Genomic DNA, 18,789 nt, shown 5'->3' on the forward strand with positions numbered 1-18,789 from the left:
CCCTCAGGGCGCGATCACGCGCGACGTCCAGTGTTTGGTCAACGTGTCGAACCCCGAGACGTGCACGGCGTTGCTCCCGGCGATTCGGTGAATGACTCGATCGTAAGTGACGTACGTGGGCGGCTGGGCCGGGCCGCCGTCGGGGAGCGAGGGCTGCGGGATGGCCTCACACGCGATGACCTCGACGGGCGCCGCGTTGGTCAGTCGAACGATGCTCGCACCGGGCAGGTTTGCCGCGCCCACGGTGCAGAACTTGATGGCAAACGCGGCCGAGCCGTCATGGTTCATGGTCGGGCCGCCGCTCACGTCGCTAAGCGGCGTCACGACCTGCCCTGTCTTGTCGTCGAGAATGCCGCTCAACACGGCGGGGCCGACGCCGATCCCGTCGTCGAAGCGGACGAGCTGCCGTCCGTTGGTGGCCGGCCCATAGAGATGGGCTCGGCCGAACGCCGTCGCTACTTGTTGCGGCGGTGACGATCCGTCGGCGGGCATCACGTAGTAGGCGCGACCCGAAAGTTTTCGCGCCTCGAAGAGGAGCGCGGTCTTGTCGCTCGACCACGTGATCTCGTTCGTTTGGCTACCAATCCAAATCACGTCGGGCTGGCTGAACAACGTTTGCGCTGCGCCTCCAGCGAGGGGAACGCGTACGAGGCGTTCCGCGTTCAGGCGCCGCACTTCCTCGGTGCGCGCCCCGTAATACACGAAGCCACCTTCCAAACCGTAGACCGTGGCGTAACGCGTGGTCGGATCGAGCAGCGTAGCCAGCCCCGTCGCCACCTCGATGGAGACGAGCCTGTCGTCGATGGTGCCCACCACGCGGACTCCGTCGAAGGTGTGTTCGTCGATCCGGATCGCGCCAGGGTCACAACCGGCGCAGACCACGTTCGTCCAGGCGCCCAACGAAGGTGACGTTCCGCTCATGTCGATGATACGCACGCGGTCGTTGACGATTCGGTCCCGGTACGACGCCAGCATGACCTTGCTGCCCACACCGGCGATCGCCATCGGCATGTGCGGTTGGGCGTCGAACAGCGCCTCCGCCGTAGCCACGGAGGAAGTCAGGTCGCCAACGAAGACATGGTGCGGCGCGCCTTGCGCAAAGAACACGATCTGGTTGCCCTCGACGAAGACTTCCGGCCCGACGTCGGAGTGGGTTTCGATTCCCGTGAGCCCGAGCACGCCGGCCGGTGGGGACGCGGTGACCTTGCGAACTTGCGTTGGATTCGTCGTGTCGCGCACGTGGAGGTCCAATCCGCCGTCGCTGCGATCGATCGCATAGAAGAACCGCGCGCCCTTGACGCCCATGAAGAGCACCTTGCGGTTCGCCGGATATTGCGTGAGGACGGTCCGCTGCCCGCTCCCCGGGCTCACGACCACGACGGCGCCATCGTTCGAGCTCGTCGCGCATTCGTCGTGAAGCACGAGCCTTCCATCCTGGGTCACGCGCGGAGGGCTACAGAGCGCCGTGCCGATGCTGGTGACGGTGAGCGCGTCTTCGCTGCGCGCATGGTCCGCCGCCCGCTCATCGCGGTCGAGACCGCCTTTGCAGGCAAACAATCCGAGCAGGGTCGCCAAAGCGATAGGGGTCGTGCGCATGGCGTCAGAGTTTGCAAACGCCGTTCCGTGCCGAAGCAGCCCGTCTTCGGAGCCACCGCGAGGCGCGCACCGGCAATGAAGGCCCCGCGAACAAGCCGCGCCGCCCGCGATCCGGGATGATTCGCGCCAACATGGTTCGCCCTAGGCGCGCGTGGCTCGTGCCATGCCGCGAGCAAAGCCGGAACCGACATGACGCGCTTATGGACGAGGCGTCCTTCACGTTAACGGCCGCATTTACGTGCGCCAACGGACGTTCGTGCCAACTTCCGGGCACTCATGCGAAGCGCCCTTTCCCGTGTCTTCGGTGCCCTCCGTACGTCAGCCTCGGTTGTCCTGCTGAGCGCCGGCTGCGCGCCATCGGACGCCGCGGAGCCGGCAAGCGCGCCGGCCGCGGCGAGCGCGTGTGCGTCGAGTTGCACGGTCGGTGCGCGGCGATGCTCAGAACGTGGTGATCCCGAAGAGTGCAGGAGCGAGGCCAACTGCGGCGCTTGGCATCCCGTCGACGCGTGCGTCGGAGAGACGGCGTGTCGTGACGGCGAGTGCGCCTCGCTTTCCCCACGCCAGATCGAGCAGAAGAAGGATCTGGCGACGTTCGTCGACAAGCTCGCGGCGTCGACCGGCTCCTACCTTGACCTCGGCGTGGACGCGCAGGACGTGCTCAGTGCGTCGGTGACGACGCTGGTCGCGGGTGCAGACGACGACGCGGCCTACTACCGCGCTGCGCGCCGCGCGCTCGTTGGCTTTCGCAACGGTCACATCGATCTCTTCTCGAACACCAAGTGCGGGAGCGCAGAGCTCCCCGAGCTCTTCACGTCCCGCGTGGGGGCGTGCGCACAGCCCTTTCGCGACCACGCCGTCGTCGCGTACGCGAACGAGGGCAACGCACTCGGTCTACGCGCCGGTGATCGCATCGTAAGCGTCGATGGCAGGGCTGGGGCCGCGATGCTCGATGCGGCATTCCACCAAGCGGCTTGCGGAGTGGGCTCGTCGTCCGAGAGCAACCGTCGCTTCGTCTCGGCGACATCGCTGTTCGCCGCGGTACGCGTCGGGAGCACGGTCGAGGTCGCGCGCGTGGACGGCACCGTCGAGACGAAGACCGTCGAGCGGCTCGAGGCGCCGGTCCTCTGCCGGTTCCCGCACCCCGGGTCGCACGCTTATCCCGCGAAGGCGACGCGACGCAGTGACGGCGTGGCGGTCGTGGAGGTTCCAACGTTCCTCCTGCCGACAAGTCCGCGGATGACAGAGAGCGATCTGGCCGAACGCATTGCCGAGGAGCTCGACAAGGCGAAAGACGCGAAGGGCATCGTTTGGGATCTTCGCGGCAACCCGGGCGGGGCCACCTTCGTGGGACTGTCGATCGTGGGGGGCATGCCCGGGTTCACGAAAGGGGTGCTCGCGAAGTGCGCAGCGAGGCAGTTCGGCAGCGTGCCTTTCGCCCCGGTCCCGGGCAGCACGATAACGTTTCAAGTGAGCGCGCAATCGCGCTTCGCGTATGCGGGAAAGGTCGCGGTGATCGTGGACGGCCTCACGACGAGCGCCGGCGACTACTTCGCGCTCGCCGTGTCGTCGATGACGGGCGGGCAAGTGGCGCTGGTCGGAAGCCCGACCGCCGGCGCCTTCGGTGGGGTAGGCAAACCCTACGACTTTGGCAAGCTCCTGCCGATGCGCTTCACCGCCGATGAGTCTCGCTGCACCGACCCCACGGGCGCGCCCCTCGAGCGACGCGGAGTCGAGCCTGCACACCTCGTCGAGCTTCAGCCCGAAGACCTCCAGGCGGGGCGAGATACGGTGGTCGAAGCAGCCGCGGCGCTGGTCCGGTGATCCGTCGCTGCACGGAGCCCCCAATCCACCGCGTCTCGTGCGGTTGAGCTTGGGGACGCCAAGACGGGGCGTCTCTTCCTGAGGTAGATTCACGCTTTCAGCGCGCGAAGAAATCTCATGGCCGGCACCAGCCTCCTCGCTCTCATCGACGACATCGCCGCCCTCCTGGACGACGTGGCCGTCATGACCAAGGTCGCCGCGAAGAAGACCGCCGGCGTCCTCGGCGACGACCTCGCCCTCAACGCCCAGCAGGTCACCGGCGTTTCGGCCGATCGGGAGCTGCCGGTGGTGTGGGCCGTGGCCCGCGGCTCGCTCGTAAACAAGGTGGTCCTCGTGCCGGCGGCCCTCGCCATCAGCGTCTTCGCGCCCTGGGCCATCACGCCGCTGCTCATGCTCGGCGGGGCGTTCCTCTGCTACGAGGGCTTCGAGAAGCTCGCCCATAAGTTTTTGCACCCGAAGGGCGAAAACGACGCGCATCACGACGAACTCACGAAGGCCGCCTTTGATCCGCAGGTCGACATGGTCGCGTGGGAGAAGAAGAAGGTGAAAGGCGCGGTGCGCACCGACTTCATCCTCTCCGCCGAAATCATCGTGATCTCGCTTGGTAGCGTGGCCGCCGCTAGCTGCGGAAAGCAGGTCGCCGTGCTGTCGGCCATCGCGATTGTGATGACGGTCGGCGTCTACGGTCTTGTTGCGGCCATCGTGAAACTGGACGACGCCGGGTTGTGGCTGCTCGCGCAGAGTAGCGGCCCCGCGAAGTTGCTCGGCCGCGGCCTGCTCGCCTTCGCGCCTTGGCTCATGAAGGCGCTCTCGGTCTTGGGCACCGCCGCCATGTTCCTCGTGGGCGGCGGCATCCTCGTGCACGGCATCCCCGGAATGGAGGGATGGCTCCATGCGCTCGCTCGGGGCGTCGGCTCGACGGTTGGGGCCATCGTCAACATCGTCGTCGACGGCGTGGTGGGTGTCGTCGCGGGCGGTGTCGTGCTCGCAGTGGTGACGATGTTCGGAAAGCTCCGCCGCGCGAAGGTCACCTAGTCGACCCAGCGGTCACGGCTCACTCCTGGCCGACGACACCGTAGAGGTCGCCGCCGGTGTAGCCGCCTGCGAAGTCTTCGTAGCCGTAGGTCGTTGGACCCGTCTGCGGCTCGGCGTCGAAGGAGCTCGGTCCGTCGTAGGGAAACCGCGGTGTATAGGTCTCCGACGGCTGCATCTGGAGATCGCTTTGCGCGTCGCGGATCTGCCGCTCCTGTTGAGCCTCGGCCACGCGGTTGCTGGCGGCGTTGGGGAAGTAATACTGGTACGCGTCGTTGAACACGCGGCCGATGCCTTGCTCGATGCCGCTGCCGTCGAACTCGAGCCCGACGCCGCTCGGGCCTTGGAGGTTGACGCCACCGGCGGCGAGGTCGAGCGCGCCTTGCGGCAGGTCGCGCGGCCCTTCCGACCTCGAAACGGGGCTGCCTTCGGCGGTGCAATCAGGGCGACGTTGAACCATGGGAAACTCTCCTCGTTGCGGCGGCCATCGTGACCGCCTCTTCATCCGCTACGCCGCGCCCCGAGACCCGTTACATGGGAGCCGTCGTGGCCCGACGAATCGCTCCCACTCCGCCGCTGAGCAAAGGGTCGTCCACGCGTCTCGTCACGGCGACACGGCGGCGACCGATCGCACCTCTGCGAGGAGAAATGTTGGGGGCACGCCTTGCCTATAGTCGTGTATAGCTATATAGCCAAGTGGCAATGAAGGAAGCGCCCCGCCTCAACCTCGCCTTTGCGGCCCTCGCCGATCCCACGCGGCGTGCGATCTTGGCGCGCCTCGCCAAGGGCGAAGCCACCGTGTCGGAGCTCGCCCAGCCCTTTGGCCTGCGGCAGCCCACCATCTCCAAGCACCTGCGGGTCCTCGAGGAGGCAGGGCTCATTCGCCAAGCTAGAGACGCGCAGCGGCGGCCTCGGCGCCTCGTCGTCGGCGGGCCTCTCAAAGACGTCGACGCCTGGCTTGGTCCCTTTCGTGCGCAATGGGAGCGCCGCTTCGACAACTTGGATTCGTACTTGAACAAGCTCAACGAAAAGCCGCGACGAAAGCGGTAGGAGAAGGCTCATGCTCGCTGCACAAGGAACAAGCACGAAGCTCGACAAGAGTGTGTTGACCATCTCGTTCGAACGACGGTTCGCGACGCCCCGCGAGCAGGTCTGGGACGCGTGGACGAAGGCGGAGCACATCAAACACTGGTGGGATCCCACCGGCGCGCCGCTCCGCCACTGCAGCGTCGACCTCCGGCCCGGGGGCGAGTTTCGCTTCGAGCACGAAGACGCGGCGCACGGCCCGCCCTTCGCGGGCGTGTACCGGACCCTCGAGCGTCCGACCAAGCTGGTCTTCGAGGCGATGGGCGCCTTGGGCACCGTGCTCCTCGAGTCGGAGGGCGCGGCGACGCGCATGCTGGTGACGATCCGGTGCGGGTCGCCGGCGCACTTCGACCAATTCGTGAAGCTCGGCGTCGACGTGGGAACGGGCCGAACGCTCGATAACCTCGTCTCTTACCTCAAAAACGTAGCCTAGCGCTCGACGCCACCGAAGGCCCTCGCTCGCGGCCGCGTCGCGCGTTAGAAGTCGTGCGTGGACCCATCCACCGCGAGCCGGGCGGCCATCGATGCCGTCTTTCGGATCGAGTCCGGCCGCCTCATCGCGGGGCTGACGCGGCTCGTCCGCGACGTCGGCCTTGCCGAGGAGCTGGCGCAGGACGCGCTCGTCGCGGCGCTCGAGAAATGGCCGACGTCAGGCGTTCCCGAGAACCCGGGCGCGTGGCTCATGACGACGGCCAAAAACCGCGCCTTGGACCAGCTCCGAAGACGGAAGCGGGTTGAACGGAAGCACGAAGAGCTTGGCCCCGTGACCGAGACCACGTTCGACGCCGAGGCCGCCTATGAAGCCAAGGGCGATGACGTCGGCGACGATCTCCTGCGGCTCGTGTTCATCTCCTGCCACCCGGTTCTCTCGATGGATGCGCGCGTTGCGCTCACGCTGCGGTTGCTCGGTGGCCTCACGACCGACGAGATCGCGCGCGCGTTTCTCACCCCTGAGGCCACCATCGCGCAGCGCATCGTGCGGGCCAAGCGCACCCTGTCGGAGGCGAAGCCCCCGTTCGAGGTGCCGCGCGGTGAGGAGCTCGCCGCTCGCACGTCGTCGGTGCTCGGCGTCCTCTACCTCATCTTCAACGAAGGCTACGCGGCGACGGCGGGCGATGACTGGGTCAGGCCCGGCCTATGCGAGGACGCGATGCGACTGGGGCGCGTCCTGGCCGCGTTGATGCCAGGCGACCCGGAGGTGCATGGCCTCCTCGCGCTCATGGAGATCCAGGCTTCGCGAGCGCGAGCGCGCGTTCTGCCCAGCGGGGAGCCGGTTCTCCTGCTCGAGCAAGATCGGAGCAAGTGGGACCACGTCTTGATTCAACGCGGCCTCGCGGCGCTAGACCGCGCCACGGCCCTCGGTGGCCGAGGCTCCTATGTGCTCCAAGGCGAGATCGCAGCGTGTCACGGGCGCGCCCGCACGGCGGCCGAGACGGACTGGCGGAGGATCGCCGACCTCTACGGCGAGCTCGTGAAGCTCACGCCGTCGCCGGTCATCGAGCTCAACCGCGCGGTGGCCATCGCGATGGTCGACGGGCCCGCCGCGGGCCTGCGGCGCCTCGACGCGATCGCCGACGAGCCAGCCCTTGCGAGGTACCACCTGCTCCCCGCGGTGAGGGGGGATCTCCTCACCAAGGTGGGCCGCTTCGTGGAGGCAAAGGCGGCCTTCGAGAAGGCCGCCTCGCTGACGCAGAACGCGAAGGAGCGCGCGCTCCTGTCGGCGCGCGCCGCCGCGTGCGACGGGAAGTGACGGGCGATTCGGACCGCGCGCCCGTGTGGTCGCCGCGTCGTCTCGCCGGTGGTCCGGAGCTACTACTTCGCGCAGTCGCCCTTCGAACCGGTCCACGTGCCACCCTTGTCGGCGGCCGTCGCACCGTACGTCCCGTCGATCTTGTCGCCGCTCAGCGTGCCGTTGGCGACGCCACCGGTCGACACAGTGAGCGCGATCGCGCTGCCCGAAAGCGTGCCACTCAAGAGCCCCGAGCCGCCGGTGGCTTCGGTGTAGCTGCCCGAGAGCTTGTTGTCAGCGCCTTGAACCAAGTTCCACGTCCCGCCGCCTTTTCCTGCCGGTGTGCTGACGTAGCTCCCGCAATACACGTTCACCGCGCCGCTCACCGCCGCCTGCAACGCAAACGAACCGGGGCCGTTCGGGCCGGTGTACGTGCCGCTGAGCGTCGAGCCCGTGAGGGTACCGGTCAACGTGTAGCCGTTGCCCGTAATGGAGAGCGTCTTGGTCGCTTCGTCGTACGTGCCGGTGACCGAGACCGTTTTGCCGCCACCGAGGGTAAGCGTCGCGACGACGGTGTTGGTCGCGCCGGGCTCGCCGGCGAGCGGGTGCAACGACGCGACCTTGGTGCCGCTAGGAAGCGTCGCGTCGATGGTGCCGGATTCGCCCTTGCCCGTGAGGGTGCCGCGGAACGCGACCCCGTTGGTCGCCGAGGGCGTGCCGGTACCGGTGCCAGTGCTGTTGCTGGGGGTGCTGTCACTTGAGCAAGCGAGGAGGGTGACGGTGAGAGTGGAGAATGCGACGGCACGGGCAAGGCGGAGAATGTTCATGGTGCGACAGGACCACGGGGGCCTGCCGCTCCGCAAGCGCGATACGCGCGCGCCGCATGAACATGTGGCGGCGTTGACCGTTCCTCGCGTCCACCGCTGCTCGACTCGACCTCCACGATCGGAGCCGGGGCACGTCGCCGCGTGTATCAACCGCGCTTGATACACCTCACCCGGTGTATCGCCCTGTATCGGGCGGGCCATCCTGATCGAGACACGCCCGCCGTGGAAATTCATCGGCAAATTGCCATCTCCTCGCGTTGGCCCGAGCCCTGCAACGAAGGACGTCATCGCTGACGAGACGCTGGAGGCCGGGGATGTTCCCTGGCCGGAGGCGGGACGCAGCGACCCAACCAAAAGGCAGTGGTCATCATGCGCAAACATCTCGCGTTCGGTCTCGCTCTCGCACTCACTGGCATCGTCGCGGCGGAGAAGGTCGCGGAGGCCGCGCCGATCGTCGGCCAGAAGACGTACGGGAAGAACTTTCAGCGCTCTTCGTACAAGGGCGACTTCGGCGCGAGCTTCGAGGCCGGCGCCAACGCCTACGCCCGCGACTACGCGCAGCTCTGCGCGTCGACGGCCCCCGCCGTGCAGTGCACCGGTCCGATGGCCAGCGGCTTCATGGGCAACATCTGCAAGGCCATCTGGCAGCCCATCAACACGCAATATTGCGCGAAGAACGTGGGCACGAAGATGGGCTTCGGCGCTTACGGCGGCACCGAGGCCGACGTTCGCCTCTTCGGGAAGGACCTCGAGATCTTCGACCTCAGCGCCGACGCCAAGATCGAGCCCAACGAGGTGTCCACCGGCTACGGCATCTACGTCGCGGGCATCAAGCTGTCGGGCAAGCGCTACGGCGCCGAGATCAATCGCTCCGTCCCGCTCGCTGAGCGCACGCTGGTTCGCGCCACCGGCGACTTCATGTTGGGCCCCGTGCCCGTGACGGTCTCGGCGTCCGCCGTCGGCTCCCTCGGCATCGACTTCAACCTCGCGGCCGGCACAGCGCAGGTGTCGGCGACGGTCGAGCCCTACGCCGAGGTCGACGGCGTCTTCTCGGCGGGTGTTGGCACGAGCTTCGCGAGCGTCGGTATCGAAGGCGAGCTGCTCTTGGCGCGGGTCGGCATCCCCGGCAGCGCGACGGTCGTGTGGCAAGGTGGCCGCGCTTTCCAGTACAACGCCTCGCTTGACCTCACCCTCCGCACGCTCGATGGCAGCGTCTCGCTCTACGGACAGGTTGCGGGGTACAAGAAGTCGCTCGAGATCACCTCGTGGGACGGCCTCAACTGGAGCTGGAACCTCGGCTCCGCGCAAGGCAACTTCAACCTCTGAGCCATACGCGACCGCGGCATCAAAACTGCACTTCCGAAGGTGGAAGAGGAACCCGATGAAGAAGACCCCCGTCGTGACCGCCGCCGCTCTCGTGTGCCTCGCCGTGGGGGGCTTCTTTGTCTGGAAGCGTCCCGCCGGTGCCGATGGTGCTGGAGCCGTGAAGGTCACGGCGTCCGCTTCGGCCGGCGTCACCAAGGCCGCGACGAGCGCGCCGGCTCGTGCCGCGGCACGTGAGCGCACCTTCAAGCGCGGCGCGCACTTCCTCTACGATGTCTCCGCCACGCGGACGTTCGGCGCCCCGAACGGCGCGGGCGGGCAGGGATGACCCTCACCGGTGCGCTCTCGTTTACCGTCGTCGGGGCCACCGACGACGGAGCGGCGGTGCGCGTGGCCCTCGGCAACGCGAAGCGTACCGACACGCCGGCCATCGAGAAGCCGCGGGCCACCAGCGCCGACTTCGCGACGCCGTTCTTTGTCGTTCTCAAAGGCGATGGCTCGATGCCCGCGCTGCACTTCCCGCGCACCATGCCCGGCGAAGCGCGGCGGTACCTTCGGTCCGTGGTCTCGTCGATGCAGCTCGTGGACGGCGGCGCCGCCGAGTCGTGGAACGTCACGGAGATCGACGAAGCAGGGCAGTTCGTCGCCGGGTACCGTCGCGACGGGGCAGGCGTGACGAAGAACAAGCTTCGCTACGAGCTCGTGCGCGGCTCGCAGGGCCTCGTGCCCGTGTCGACCGTTGGTAAGTACGACTGCGTCGGCGGCTCAAAGCTCACGCTCGACGTCGCTTCCGGGTGGCCCGCCACCGTGGACGAAGATCTGGTCACGACGGCCACCTTTCAGGGCGGGCAGCTCGCCATGAAAGCGCTCACCAAGGCGCGGCTCCTCTCGAGCTCCGAAGCACGCGAGCACATCGGCAGCTTCGAGGCCGCCATGGCGACCTTCGACCCTGACACCGACGCGCTGGGCGAAGACATGGAGCTCGCGCGCAAGAACGCCGACGAAGGGTTGGTTAAGGGCGCGACCCTCACGGACCTCCGCGGCGACTACGAAGCGGCGAAGGATTCCAAGGGACGAACGCGGGCCGTCGCGCGCCTCGGCGCGCTCCTTCGGACGCAACCGGAGGCCATCAAGGAGGCGCGCGCGGCGCTCCTCGCGCCGAACACCAAGGAGGCGACGGCCAAGGCCATCGCGTCGGCGCTCGGCTCAGCGAACAGTCCCGAGGCGCAGCGCGCGCTCGCCGACGCGCTCAAGAGCGACGCCGTGCCGCCGGCCGTGAAAAACGATGCGGCCATCTCGCTCGGTCTGAGCGAGAAGCCGTCCCCCGAGGGGCGCGCCGCGCTCAAGGTCGCCTCGACGTCCAAAGAGCCGGACGTGGCGGCGACAGCCACGCTCGCCCTCGGTAGCGCCGCCAACAACATGCAGAAGAGCGGCGAGGATCCCAAAGACATCGTGGCGGATCTGTTGGCTCGCTTGGACGCCGCGACCGACGCGGCGGAGAAGGTCCTCGTCCTCGATGCGCTCGGCAACAGCGCCGACGCACGCGCGCTTCCGGCCATCAAGGCGCGCGTGGCCGAGCCCGAGAGCTCGGTGCGCGCCGCCGCCGTCGGCGCGCTTCGCTTCCAGAAGGAGGAGACCGTCGACGCGATCTTGAGCGCCGTCGTGACGGACCCCGACGTCATGGTGCGCAAGGCGGCGCTCATGGCGATGGCGCAGCGCAACGTCGTGCCGCTGCTCGCCGGCTACGATCGCGTCATCAAGACGGAGCCGCAGGCCGATCTCCGAAAGAGCGCCATCCGCGTGCTGGCTCGCTCGGTGGATGCGGCGGCCGAGGTGGCGACGCTCCTCGTCTGGTCGTCGCAGAATGATCCCGATGAGTCAGTGAAGCAAGCGGCCACCGAGGCCCTCTCGCGTCCGCGGGCGCCCTCGGCGAAGTGAGCGGCGACCATCGCTGCGTCTGCGGCGCGCGTTCGACGGCGCATCCAGCGCGAGGTCGGCCCGAAGCTGAGCCGACCTCGCTGGCGAAGTTTGCGCAGATTTGCAAGGTGGCCGGTTCGTGCGGCGAGAGCGCGGCAGCGCCACCACACCGACTGGCTCGATCACTGTGGAAGTGGAATGCCCGCGAGCTTGCCGAAACATTGCACGCCGGAGGGTCCCAAGGCGCAGGTGTTCGCGCCGTGGGCCGCAACGGCGGTAACGCCCGTCGGGCCCTTGATGATGGTCTGCGACAGCTGATCGCCGGTGACGTTGGGGCCGAGCTGACCGCTCTCGTTCCTGCCCCAGCAAACGATCTCTTTCGGCGTGGCGAGATGGCACGCGTGAAAGTCGCCCAAGGTCACGAACGTGGGGGTGTAGGTGACGAAGACGATCGGGCCGCTCCCAAAGGTCCCTCGGGTGATGGTGCCGACGCCCTTGGGCGTCAGTTGCGCGGTCGTGGTGCCGTCGGCGAGCTGGCCAAAAGCGTTGGATCCCCAGCACTGCAGCGACGCACCAGCTCCCATCAGGCAAGAGCTCGTCGACCCAAGCGACACGTTCTCGACTTGCGTCGAGCGTGGACCGCCATCGAGCAGCGTCGCGAGCGTCGCCAGCGCCGGCGCGTTGCGGCTCGCCGTCGAGCCGTCGCCAAGCTGCCCGCTCGAGTTGTCTCCCCAGCAGCGCAGGTCGGTGCCCGCGCCGGCGCAGCTGTGCCCGCGCCCTGCGCCCACGACGAGCGGGGGCGCGCCTGTGGTGGCCGTCGCCGGTACGACAACGGGCGTCCGTGCGCTCGTCTCCGTGGCTTGATCGCCGAGCTGGCCGGTGCCGTTCGCTCCCCAACAATAGGCGGCGCGCGTCGGCGTTGTCGCGGCCGCACACGCGTGCGCATCACCGAGCGCGAGGTTCGTCACGCCGCCGATGGCGGCGACCTCGCGCGGCAACGTCGACGTCACGGGGTTGGAGCCGTCGCCGAGCTGTCCGCTCGCGTTGGAACCCCAACACATGACTTTCCCCGTCGTCAGCAGGGCGCAACTGAACTGGTTGCCCGCAGCCACCGCCTTCGCGGGCGGGAGGCCGAAAACGGTGGCCGGCGTCGCCCGCGCGATCGTGCTGCCGTCGCCGAGTTGCCCTTTGTCGTTTGCGCCCCAGCAGCCGACAGCGCCCGTCGCGAGCAGCACGCACCCGTGATCGAAGCCGACCGCGAGGGCCGCGGTCGTCGTGTCATAGGGACCGGAGGGGAGCGGGATCGACGGCGGCACCACGATAGGTTGCGCGTCGGCGCTCGCACCGTCGCTCGTGTCGCTCACGCCACCGTCGTTCACCCCGCCGTCGACGAGAGCGCCGCCGCCGGCGACTTGCATGAGCACCGACTCATCACAATCCGCTCCGCAGGAGACCTCGGCGGCGAGGCAGGCCCCGCGCACGCACGTCTCGGTTTCAAGGCAGGTCACGCCCAGACAAGAGAGCCGAAGATCGACGCGCATCTTGATTTCCGTGCGCCGCTCGAAGCGAAGCTGTCGCTTGGCGACGATGCATCCCGGCGCGTTCTGCGCTTCGAGGCACGCGTCGGCGCTCTGGCCATCGGCGCGAGTCATCACGGACAATGCGAGACTCGAGTCCTTGGCTCCTCCCGGTACGACCACGACCGAGCCGAGGTGGCCATCGGCGTCGCAGCGGGTCGACGAGGACGATGGCGCGCCGCCCTTGAGCTCGCGAAGCGTGGGGGCGACGACTAGGACGGCGCCGGAGCCCTTCCCACAGGGCACTTCGCTGAAGACGTCGAGGGTGAGGGAGGTTGGCGTCGCGCAGTGTGACGTCGCGCCAAGGGTCGTCGCCAACGCCAAGGCCGCGAGACGCACGCGGGTCATCGAGCCAGTGTAGCGCGTGGGACTTTTGTCAGCCCAAAGGACTTCGAGCGGTCCGGGGCGTCCGTGTAGGGAAGGGCGCGCAAACGGGGAACTTGGGCGCCTACGCGGGCTCGAACTCAGCGTCCGCCACGATGTAGGGCACGTAGCGGAAGTCTCGAATCGCGCTCACGCGGCCACCCGCGAACTCCAGCAGGATGAAGTAGGCAGGCCGCTCCGCCCCAGCCACATGGGCTGCGAAGGCGAGCTGCCCCTCGAGGCGCACCACGCGAAGGGCGACGTCTTCTTTCTCGTACCGGCCGAAGTACATGCCGACGGCCTTGCCGCGGCGCTGCGACTTGGACACAAGATCGAGCCGGCAGTCATCGCCGACGAGAGCGCGCACACCATCCCAGTCGCGCGCGTTAAACAGCGTCGCGTAGCGATCGAGTTCGGTCCGGGCCAAGCTGGCCGTATCGCCGTGTTCCTCTTCGGGCTCGAGGAGCTTCCTGCGGCCACGAACGAGCGCAGCTTTGACGGCCATGACCGTGGTCCCCATGGTCTCGGCGGTCTCCTCGAGCGAGTGCCCCAACACGTCCTTCAAGATCACGGCGCTCCGTTGCGCGACCGGGAGCGCAAGAAAGCGCGCGAGCGCCGCGCGAACTACCGCCGGGTCGGCCTTGTCTTCAAAGCCGGCGATGTCGTCGAGCTCCGCGAAGAGCTCCACGTACTTTCGCCCGTGGCTCTTCAAGAAGTCGACCGCCGCGTTGTGGGCGATGCGGAACAGCCACGGCCTGAGCGGCGGCACGTCGGGCGAGAGACTGAGCGCGTAGAAGGCCTTCGCGAGGGTGTCTTGAACGATGTCCTCGCCCTCGATCACAGAGCCCGTGAGCCGCGCGCAGTACCGATGAAGCTCCGGGCGCACGTCCGCGACCATCGCGAGGAATTGCTCGCGGGCGTCGGCGAAGGTCGCGGGCGTCTGGCTCACGGTGAGCACTGTACCAGCGCACGCCTCCGTGCGTCCCAGCGCGACTACTTCTTGGCGACCGCGCGCATTCGGTTGTTCTTCGGATTGTGTTCGAGCTCGGCGAGGCCTAGCGCTTCGAGCACGGGAGGAACGTACATCCCGAAGCGGCCACGAAGGCCCTTCTTGAGGCCGTACCAACCCTTCACAGGGTTCGCCGGTGACCGACCCCAAGCCTCGACCGTGCCCTCGGCCGCGGGCTTCTGCTCGTCGGCGCTGCCAAGGAGCATCCAGTCGTCCGTGCTTCTTCAGCATCGCGTGCAGGTCCTCGATGCAGCGCAGGTGGTAGCGAAGCTGGGTCTTGCCCACCTGCACCACGAGCGCCGGGGGATCGGCCCCTTCGTCCTTGTACGCTTGGTACTGCGCGCTGCCCGGCGGCGTCTTCAGCTCCCAAGGTTTGTCGACCGTGCCGGAACCCTTGACCTTACTCATGACGCTGCCCCTGATTGGTTTTCATAGCCCTCTCGCGTGGACGACGACCGACGCGCGCGAAAGGATGCGGTCTGCGTGTCGAATTTTGAAGTTCTAGGCGGCTGGCCTTCAGCTCACGGCTGCGGAGCGTAGGTACCAATCGCGGCGACCTCCGTGATCACCGGTGGCTCGGCGCATCGTGCGCGCAACTCCTTCTGGAAACTCTTGAACGATCCGAGCGCTGACAGCGGGTTTTCGTCGGGGGTGTCGATGCTCGCGATGTGCAAGAACGTCAGGCCGTCGGCGAGCCGGTAGCTCGCGTATCGGATGCCCGGGGGCCCGCTTGCCGCGAGCTCTGCGAACACCGCCCGCACGAGGGCTTCGTTCGCGTTCGCGTGCGTTTCCGTCGTCTTGTACTGCACCATGATCGTCTTCATCGACTCCTCCGGGGGGGCTCGATGATGAAGACGATTCGGGCCGGTGAAAGGATGCGCGGGAGCGTTCGATAGGCGTCATTGCGCGAAGGGGGCCTGCGGGCGTGGTCACGCAGCTTGGAGTTGCGAGGGGCCAAGGGCGTGCCCGCCAGTCGTATCGAGCGCGGTCGCGTTAGACGGTCGCTGCCGTGAGCTTCAGACCAAGGATGGAGATGATGAGCAACACGAGAAAGACTGAGCGCATGGGGGTGAGCGTCTCCTGGAAGAGGAGAACCCCGCCGATGGCCGCGCCAACCACGCCGATGCCTACCCACACGGCATACGCAGTTCCGATGGGGAGGGTTCGCGCCGCTCGCGCGAGCAAGAACATGCTCCCGGCTATGGCGGCGCCGGTGACGACGCTCGGAACGGGGCGGGTGAACCCCTGCGTGTACTTGAGCCCGAGGGACCAAACGACTTCGAGCAATCCGGCGACGACGAGAAGAAACCAGGCCATGTGGACACCTCCACGGCCCGTCGTTCCTTCCCGGTACGGGTCGTCCTCGTCGGGGGTCTTGCTGACCGACGCGAAGGCTAGACCACGCAAGGGGTCGTCATCAAGGTGGCCTGTCAGCGAAGCCAACGATCCACCGCTCCGGGCCACGCGGCGACCGACGCAACCCTCAGGAGTCCTCCCAGTCGACCCAGCCCACAGCCCACATCGTTCTTCGCGAGGAAGGCCTTCACGGCCGCGCCCACGGTTGCGTCGCGTCGAAGCCCGTCCTGAGTTCCTTTTTCGTCGGGTCGACGCAACTTCGATCGCGTCGCTGCCGATGTGACGTTCATGACGCTTCCCCGTCAGGTCGTAGCCGGTCGGACTTACCTCACCAGTCGCCGTTGCACGCAGCGGCAGCACTTGCTGCGTCCCGATGCGCGCGTCGAGCAGATCTACCTCTACTGCCTCGCGGAGGCGTGCGAGCGCTACAAGATCACGCTGCATGGCTTCATCGCGATGAGCAACCACCAGCACCTGCTCGTCCGCGACAACCTCGGGAACTACCCCGAATTCTTCGCCCACTTTCACAAGATGACCGCGAAGGCCCTCAACGCGCACTGGGGTCGCTGGGAAAACCTTTGGGCCACCGAGCAGCCCAACGCCGTCTACCTCGTTGAAGCCCAAGACCGCTTCGACAAGCTCATCTACCTTCTCTGCAATCCCGTCGCGGACCACCTTGTCGAGCGAGTCGCCGAGTGGCCCGGGGCGTCGTCGTTCGGCCAACATCTTCGTGGTACGACAAGGACCATCAAGCGCCCACGCGGCTTCTTCCGCGAAGACGGCCCGATGCCGCAAGAGGTGACCCTTCGCATCGAGCCCGTGGACGGCTTCGACCACCTCGCGGCCAAGGAATGGGCCGACAAGGTCGCCGCCGCGGTCCGCGCCCAAGAGGAGACGGCGAAAGCGCACCGCGCAAAGACGGGTCGACGCGTGCTCGGACGCAAAGCCGTGCTCGGGACCGCGCCGACGAGCAGGCCCCGCACGGTCGAACCTCGCCGCAAGCTCCGGCCCCATGTGGCATGTCGCAACACCGAGCGGCGGCGCCAGGAGCTCTCGGCGCTCCGCGGCTTCCGAATCGCCCACCGCGACGCGCGACTCCGATGGATCGGAGGTGAGAGGCGCACCGTCTTCCCAGAGGGCACCTATCGCTTCGCCGCGTTGGGAGTGCGCTGCAAGGGCGCCGCGCCAACGTAGCTAGCTAGCCGGCGCCCTGAACCGCCCGCGCCGATCTCCGAAGGCGCCGCGCGCTGCTCACGAGCGCGCGCGATGGGAGGACTGTAGCTCGCCGTGAGCGGCAAGGGCACGCGACCCGTGGCCCACAGCGCTCGCCGCGCTTGCGCTTCGCGTCCAGCAGTTCTGTGGGGCAACTTGGGATGCGATCGCGCCCGTCGATGACGCTCGACGGCAGCGCCGGTGCCGCTCGCGCCAGCGGGCCCGCGGCCCCGCGGCCCCGCGGAAGTCAACCCAGGTCCGGCCGCGGCACATCGGCAGGCGCGCGCCGGCGCGGCGCCGCGACGACAGGGGTGTTGCATCGAGGGATCGGTCAGTCGTCGATATGCGCCCAAGGCCCTGTCCCGGCGTCGACCTCCGGCTGGCGGGGGCCCCGGGCCTCTCGCTCCAGCCGCCGACTACTGGCAGGTCACTTGGGCCATGACCAAGCCGGCGCCGCCGTCGAGCGAGTTTTGCTGCGTGATGACGACGGCGCGGCCCGTCGCATCGAAGACCACGTCCGCTTGGCGCGCGACGTCTTCGCCGTTGCTGATGCCGGCCGCTGTCGACACTGGCGTCGACCACGCGGAGGAGCCGGCGCCCGCGCGAGCGATGTAGATCGACGGCGTGCGATACGTGAGGGCCACGACGCTCGCCGCGGGCCCCTCCTTGAGGCGAAGCGACGTGGCCGCGCCGAGATCGTGCTCCGGCGAAAAGCCGGCGCCAGTATCGAGGCGCGTGTAGGCCTTGCCGCCCCGCAGGTAGCCCACCGTCGTCCGATCAAGATCGTCGACGACGAGCGCCGGGTTGGATGTTCCCGTCGCGTTGACCGTCGTCGGCGCCCCGAAGGTCCCGGCGATGGCGTTGTACTTCATGAAAGCCATCGCCCCGCCCACCTCGTACGCGATGGCTGCGTCGCCGGTGGAGAGAAGGGCGAGGGTGAAGCGGGCCGTCGAGCCTCCCCCGATGGGGAAGTTCTTCTTCTTGGCGGCGACCCAATGCGAGCCGTCGTAGGTCGACACGTAGAGATCGTTGCCGCCGGCGCCGTCGGACACGTACCACAGGGCCGCAGCCTTCCCGGCAGCGTTGGTCACGACGCGCATCCCGAGCGCCAAAGGCGGTCCGACCAAATCGGTGGCCACCCATTTTGACTGCACCGTGTCCCAGCGGTCGGCCACCATCGCCGTGCCGGTCCGGTAGAGACTGATGGCGCCGCCGGCGCGCAGCGGCGCCATGGCAATCTTGTCCGTCCCGCCACCGGCGATGGAGGCCAAGCTCTCCGCCGTGAGCGTGCCCGTTGCAAGGTCGACGGTGCGTCGGCTCGCATCTTGAAACGTGTACGCGCGGCCCGCGTTGTCCACAGCGACGGGCGCCCCGAGGGCGAAGGTCGTGATGCCAAGATCTTGTTCCGGCAGGAGCGTGCTGCCATCCATCACGCGCGCCTTGGCGTGGTACTGGCCATCGCCAGAGGTCGCCGACGTCTGAAACCACGTGGCGATCCACCGGCCGCTCGGGCCCGTTGCCGCGGACACGGAGGCCGAGCCGTCGATCCCGCCCTTGCTGTCGAGCTGCGTCACGGCGCCGCAGGTGAAGGTCGTCGACGCGTCGGGCGCAGCGCTGTCTCCGCCGGCATCGAGCGTCGTGGCGTCGCTGGCGTCCGAGGTCGGGGTCGGCGCGTCGATGAGCGACGCGTCGGTCGGCGTCGTTGCGTCACTCTTCGAGCCGGCATCGAGGTCGAGCCCAGCGTCCGCGTTCGGCGTTCCGTTCTCGTCGGAGTCGACGCAAGACGCGGCGGCGAGGAGCGACATCAAGACAACAAGCGAGCCGCGTGTGGAGTGCATCGGCGCATCTACTCACGAGAAGGCGCGTAGCACAACGGAGTCGACCTCACGCGCCGGAAGGGCTTGCGCTTCCTGATGTAGGGCAGCCTCACGCGCGACGGCG

Annotated in this window: 17 protein-coding genes and 1 pseudogene; 9 read left to right on the plus strand and 9 right to left on the minus strand. The window is 67.9% G+C overall.

Annotated elements, in window-relative coordinates:
* Positions 1 to 3 precede the first annotated feature (3 nt).
* Positions 4 to 1,596 (minus strand): hypothetical protein, encoded by a 1,593-nt coding sequence (locus tag IPG50_37950; protein MBK6697933.1) that lies wholly within the window; start codon positions 1,594 to 1,596, stop codon positions 4 to 6.
* Positions 1,597 to 1,872: 276 nt separating this feature from the next.
* On the opposite strand from IPG50_37950, the gene IPG50_37955 reads away from it, so the two are divergent.
* Together IPG50_37955 and IPG50_37960 are read left to right on the plus strand one after the other, a co-directional pair.
* A complete protein-coding gene (locus tag IPG50_37955; GenBank protein MBK6697934.1) occupies positions 1,873 to 3,417 on the plus strand; it encodes a hypothetical protein in 1,545 nt (514 codons plus the stop codon).
* Between the two features lie 117 nt (positions 3,418 to 3,534).
* On the plus strand, positions 3,535 to 4,452 hold the full coding sequence (locus IPG50_37960; protein MBK6697935.1) for a DUF808 domain-containing protein: 918 nt from the start codon (positions 3,535 to 3,537) through the stop codon (positions 4,450 to 4,452).
* 19 nt (positions 4,453 to 4,471) lie between these two features.
* On the opposite strand, the gene IPG50_37965 is transcribed toward IPG50_37960, so the two are convergent.
* On the minus strand, positions 4,472 to 4,909 hold the full coding sequence (locus IPG50_37965; GenBank protein MBK6697936.1) for a hypothetical protein: 438 nt from the start codon (positions 4,907 to 4,909) through the stop codon (positions 4,472 to 4,474).
* A gap of 242 nt (positions 4,910 to 5,151) precedes the next feature.
* Here IPG50_37965 and IPG50_37970 point away from each other — a divergent pair, with 242 nt between their 5' ends.
* The 3 genes from IPG50_37970 to IPG50_37980 are packed head-to-tail and all read left to right on the plus strand — an operon-like array spanning position 5,152 to position 7,285.
* Positions 5,152 to 5,499, plus strand: coding sequence for a winged helix-turn-helix transcriptional regulator (locus tag IPG50_37970; protein ID MBK6697937.1), 348 nt, complete (start codon positions 5,152 to 5,154; stop codon positions 5,497 to 5,499).
* 10 nt (positions 5,500 to 5,509) lie between these two features.
* Positions 5,510 to 5,968, plus strand: coding sequence for an SRPBCC domain-containing protein (locus IPG50_37975; protein MBK6697938.1), 459 nt, complete (start codon positions 5,510 to 5,512; stop codon positions 5,966 to 5,968).
* A gap of 57 nt (positions 5,969 to 6,025) precedes the next feature.
* Entirely contained in the window at positions 6,026 to 7,285 is a 1,260-nt protein-coding gene (locus IPG50_37980; protein ID MBK6697939.1) for an RNA polymerase sigma factor, read from the plus strand.
* Positions 7,286 to 7,347: 62 nt separating this feature from the next.
* On the opposite strand, the gene IPG50_37985 is transcribed toward IPG50_37980, so the two are convergent.
* Complete coding sequence (locus IPG50_37985; GenBank protein ID MBK6697940.1) at positions 7,348 to 8,091, minus strand: hypothetical protein; 744 nt, start codon at positions 8,089 to 8,091, stop codon at positions 7,348 to 7,350.
* 369 nt (positions 8,092 to 8,460) lie between these two features.
* On the opposite strand from IPG50_37985, the gene IPG50_37990 reads away from it, so the two are divergent.
* From IPG50_37990 to IPG50_38000, 3 genes are read left to right on the plus strand one after another with little or no spacing between them, the layout of a single operon-like run.
* Entirely contained in the window at positions 8,461 to 9,417 is a 957-nt protein-coding gene (locus tag IPG50_37990; GenBank protein ID MBK6697941.1) for a hypothetical protein, read from the plus strand.
* Positions 9,418 to 9,472: 55 nt separating this feature from the next.
* On the plus strand, positions 9,473 to 9,742 hold the full coding sequence (locus tag IPG50_37995) for a hypothetical protein (protein MBK6697942.1): 270 nt from the start codon (positions 9,473 to 9,475) through the stop codon (positions 9,740 to 9,742).
* Positions 9,739 to 11,352 (plus strand): hypothetical protein, encoded by a 1,614-nt coding sequence (locus tag IPG50_38000; GenBank protein MBK6697943.1) that lies wholly within the window; start codon positions 9,739 to 9,741, stop codon positions 11,350 to 11,352. Before IPG50_37995 ends, IPG50_38000 begins: the two co-directional genes overlap by 4 nt.
* A 161-nt stretch (positions 11,353 to 11,513) precedes the next feature.
* Here the strand turns inward: IPG50_38000 and IPG50_38005 are convergent, their stop codons facing one another.
* The 5 genes and pseudogenes from IPG50_38005 to sugE form a co-directional block, all read right to left on the minus strand.
* On the minus strand, positions 11,514 to 13,256 hold the full coding sequence (locus tag IPG50_38005; protein MBK6697944.1) for a hypothetical protein: 1,743 nt from the start codon (positions 13,254 to 13,256) through the stop codon (positions 11,514 to 11,516).
* Positions 13,257 to 13,356: 100 nt separating this feature from the next.
* Positions 13,357 to 14,169, minus strand: coding sequence for a sigma-70 family RNA polymerase sigma factor (locus IPG50_38010; protein ID MBK6697945.1), 813 nt, complete (start codon positions 14,167 to 14,169; stop codon positions 13,357 to 13,359).
* 95 nt (positions 14,170 to 14,264) lie between these two features.
* Positions 14,265 to 14,688: pseudogene (locus IPG50_38015) on the minus strand (hypothetical protein).
* 113 nt (positions 14,689 to 14,801) lie between these two features.
* A complete protein-coding gene (locus tag IPG50_38020) occupies positions 14,802 to 15,104 on the minus strand; it encodes a hypothetical protein (protein ID MBK6697946.1) in 303 nt (100 codons plus the stop codon).
* A gap of 169 nt (positions 15,105 to 15,273) precedes the next feature.
* The gene (sugE, locus tag IPG50_38025) at positions 15,274 to 15,597 is read right to left on the minus strand and encodes a quaternary ammonium compound efflux SMR transporter SugE (GenBank protein ID MBK6697947.1); all 324 of its coding nucleotides are present in this window, start codon (positions 15,595 to 15,597) and stop codon (positions 15,274 to 15,276) included.
* 327 nt (positions 15,598 to 15,924) lie between these two features.
* Here sugE and IPG50_38030 point away from each other — a divergent pair, with 327 nt between their 5' ends.
* The gene (locus tag IPG50_38030) at positions 15,925 to 16,830 is read left to right on the plus strand and encodes a transposase (protein MBK6697948.1); all 906 of its coding nucleotides are present in this window, start codon (positions 15,925 to 15,927) and stop codon (positions 16,828 to 16,830) included.
* A gap of 434 nt (positions 16,831 to 17,264) precedes the next feature.
* Here IPG50_38030 and IPG50_38035 read toward each other — a convergent pair whose 3' ends face one another.
* Positions 17,265 to 18,686 carry a hypothetical protein gene (locus tag IPG50_38035; protein ID MBK6697949.1) on the minus strand — a complete coding sequence of 474 codons (1,422 nt, stop codon included), beginning with the start codon at positions 18,684 to 18,686 and terminating at the stop codon, positions 17,265 to 17,267.
* Positions 18,687 to 18,789: the final 103 nt, after the last annotated feature.

The organism is Myxococcales bacterium, assembly GCA_016703425.1.
In the GTDB taxonomy this organism is placed as follows: Bacteria; Myxococcota_A; Polyangia; order Polyangiales; family Polyangiaceae; genus JADJCA01.

Excerpts from the sequence above, each read along its gene's own strand:
- IPG50_37950 (MBK6697933.1), bottom strand. The coding sequence starts at position 1,596 with ATGCGCACGACCCCTATCGCTTTGGCGACCCTGCTCGGATTGTTTGCC.
- IPG50_37955 (MBK6697934.1), top strand. The coding sequence starts at position 1,873 with ATGCGAAGCGCCCTTTCCCGTGTCTTCGGTGCCCTCCGTACGTCAGCC.
- IPG50_37960 (MBK6697935.1), top strand. The coding sequence starts at position 3,535 with ATGGCCGGCACCAGCCTCCTCGCTCTCATCGACGACATCGCCGCCCTC.
- IPG50_37965 (MBK6697936.1), bottom strand. The coding sequence starts at position 4,909 with ATGGTTCAACGTCGCCCTGATTGCACCGCCGAAGGCAGCCCCGTTTCG.
- IPG50_37970 (MBK6697937.1), top strand. The coding sequence starts at position 5,152 with ATGAAGGAAGCGCCCCGCCTCAACCTCGCCTTTGCGGCCCTCGCCGAT.
- IPG50_37975 (MBK6697938.1), top strand. The coding sequence starts at position 5,510 with ATGCTCGCTGCACAAGGAACAAGCACGAAGCTCGACAAGAGTGTGTTG.
- IPG50_37985 (MBK6697940.1), bottom strand. The coding sequence starts at position 8,091 with ATGAACATTCTCCGCCTTGCCCGTGCCGTCGCATTCTCCACTCTCACC.
- IPG50_37990 (MBK6697941.1), top strand. The coding sequence starts at position 8,461 with ATGCGCAAACATCTCGCGTTCGGTCTCGCTCTCGCACTCACTGGCATC.
- IPG50_37995 (MBK6697942.1), top strand. The coding sequence starts at position 9,473 with ATGAAGAAGACCCCCGTCGTGACCGCCGCCGCTCTCGTGTGCCTCGCC.
- IPG50_38000 (MBK6697943.1), top strand. The coding sequence starts at position 9,739 with ATGACCCTCACCGGTGCGCTCTCGTTTACCGTCGTCGGGGCCACCGAC.
- IPG50_38005 (MBK6697944.1), bottom strand. The coding sequence starts at position 13,256 with ATGACCCGCGTGCGTCTCGCGGCCTTGGCGTTGGCGACGACCCTTGGC.
- IPG50_38010 (MBK6697945.1), bottom strand. The coding sequence starts at position 14,169 with ATGGTCGCGGACGTGCGCCCGGAGCTTCATCGGTACTGCGCGCGGCTC.
- IPG50_38020 (MBK6697946.1), bottom strand. The coding sequence starts at position 15,104 with ATGAAGACGATCATGGTGCAGTACAAGACGACGGAAACGCACGCGAAC.
- sugE (MBK6697947.1), bottom strand. The coding sequence starts at position 15,597 with ATGGCCTGGTTTCTTCTCGTCGTCGCCGGATTGCTCGAAGTCGTTTGG.
- IPG50_38030 (MBK6697948.1), top strand. The coding sequence starts at position 15,925 with ATGACGCTTCCCCGTCAGGTCGTAGCCGGTCGGACTTACCTCACCAGT.
- IPG50_38035 (MBK6697949.1), bottom strand. The coding sequence starts at position 18,686 with ATGCACTCCACACGCGGCTCGCTTGTTGTCTTGATGTCGCTCCTCGCC.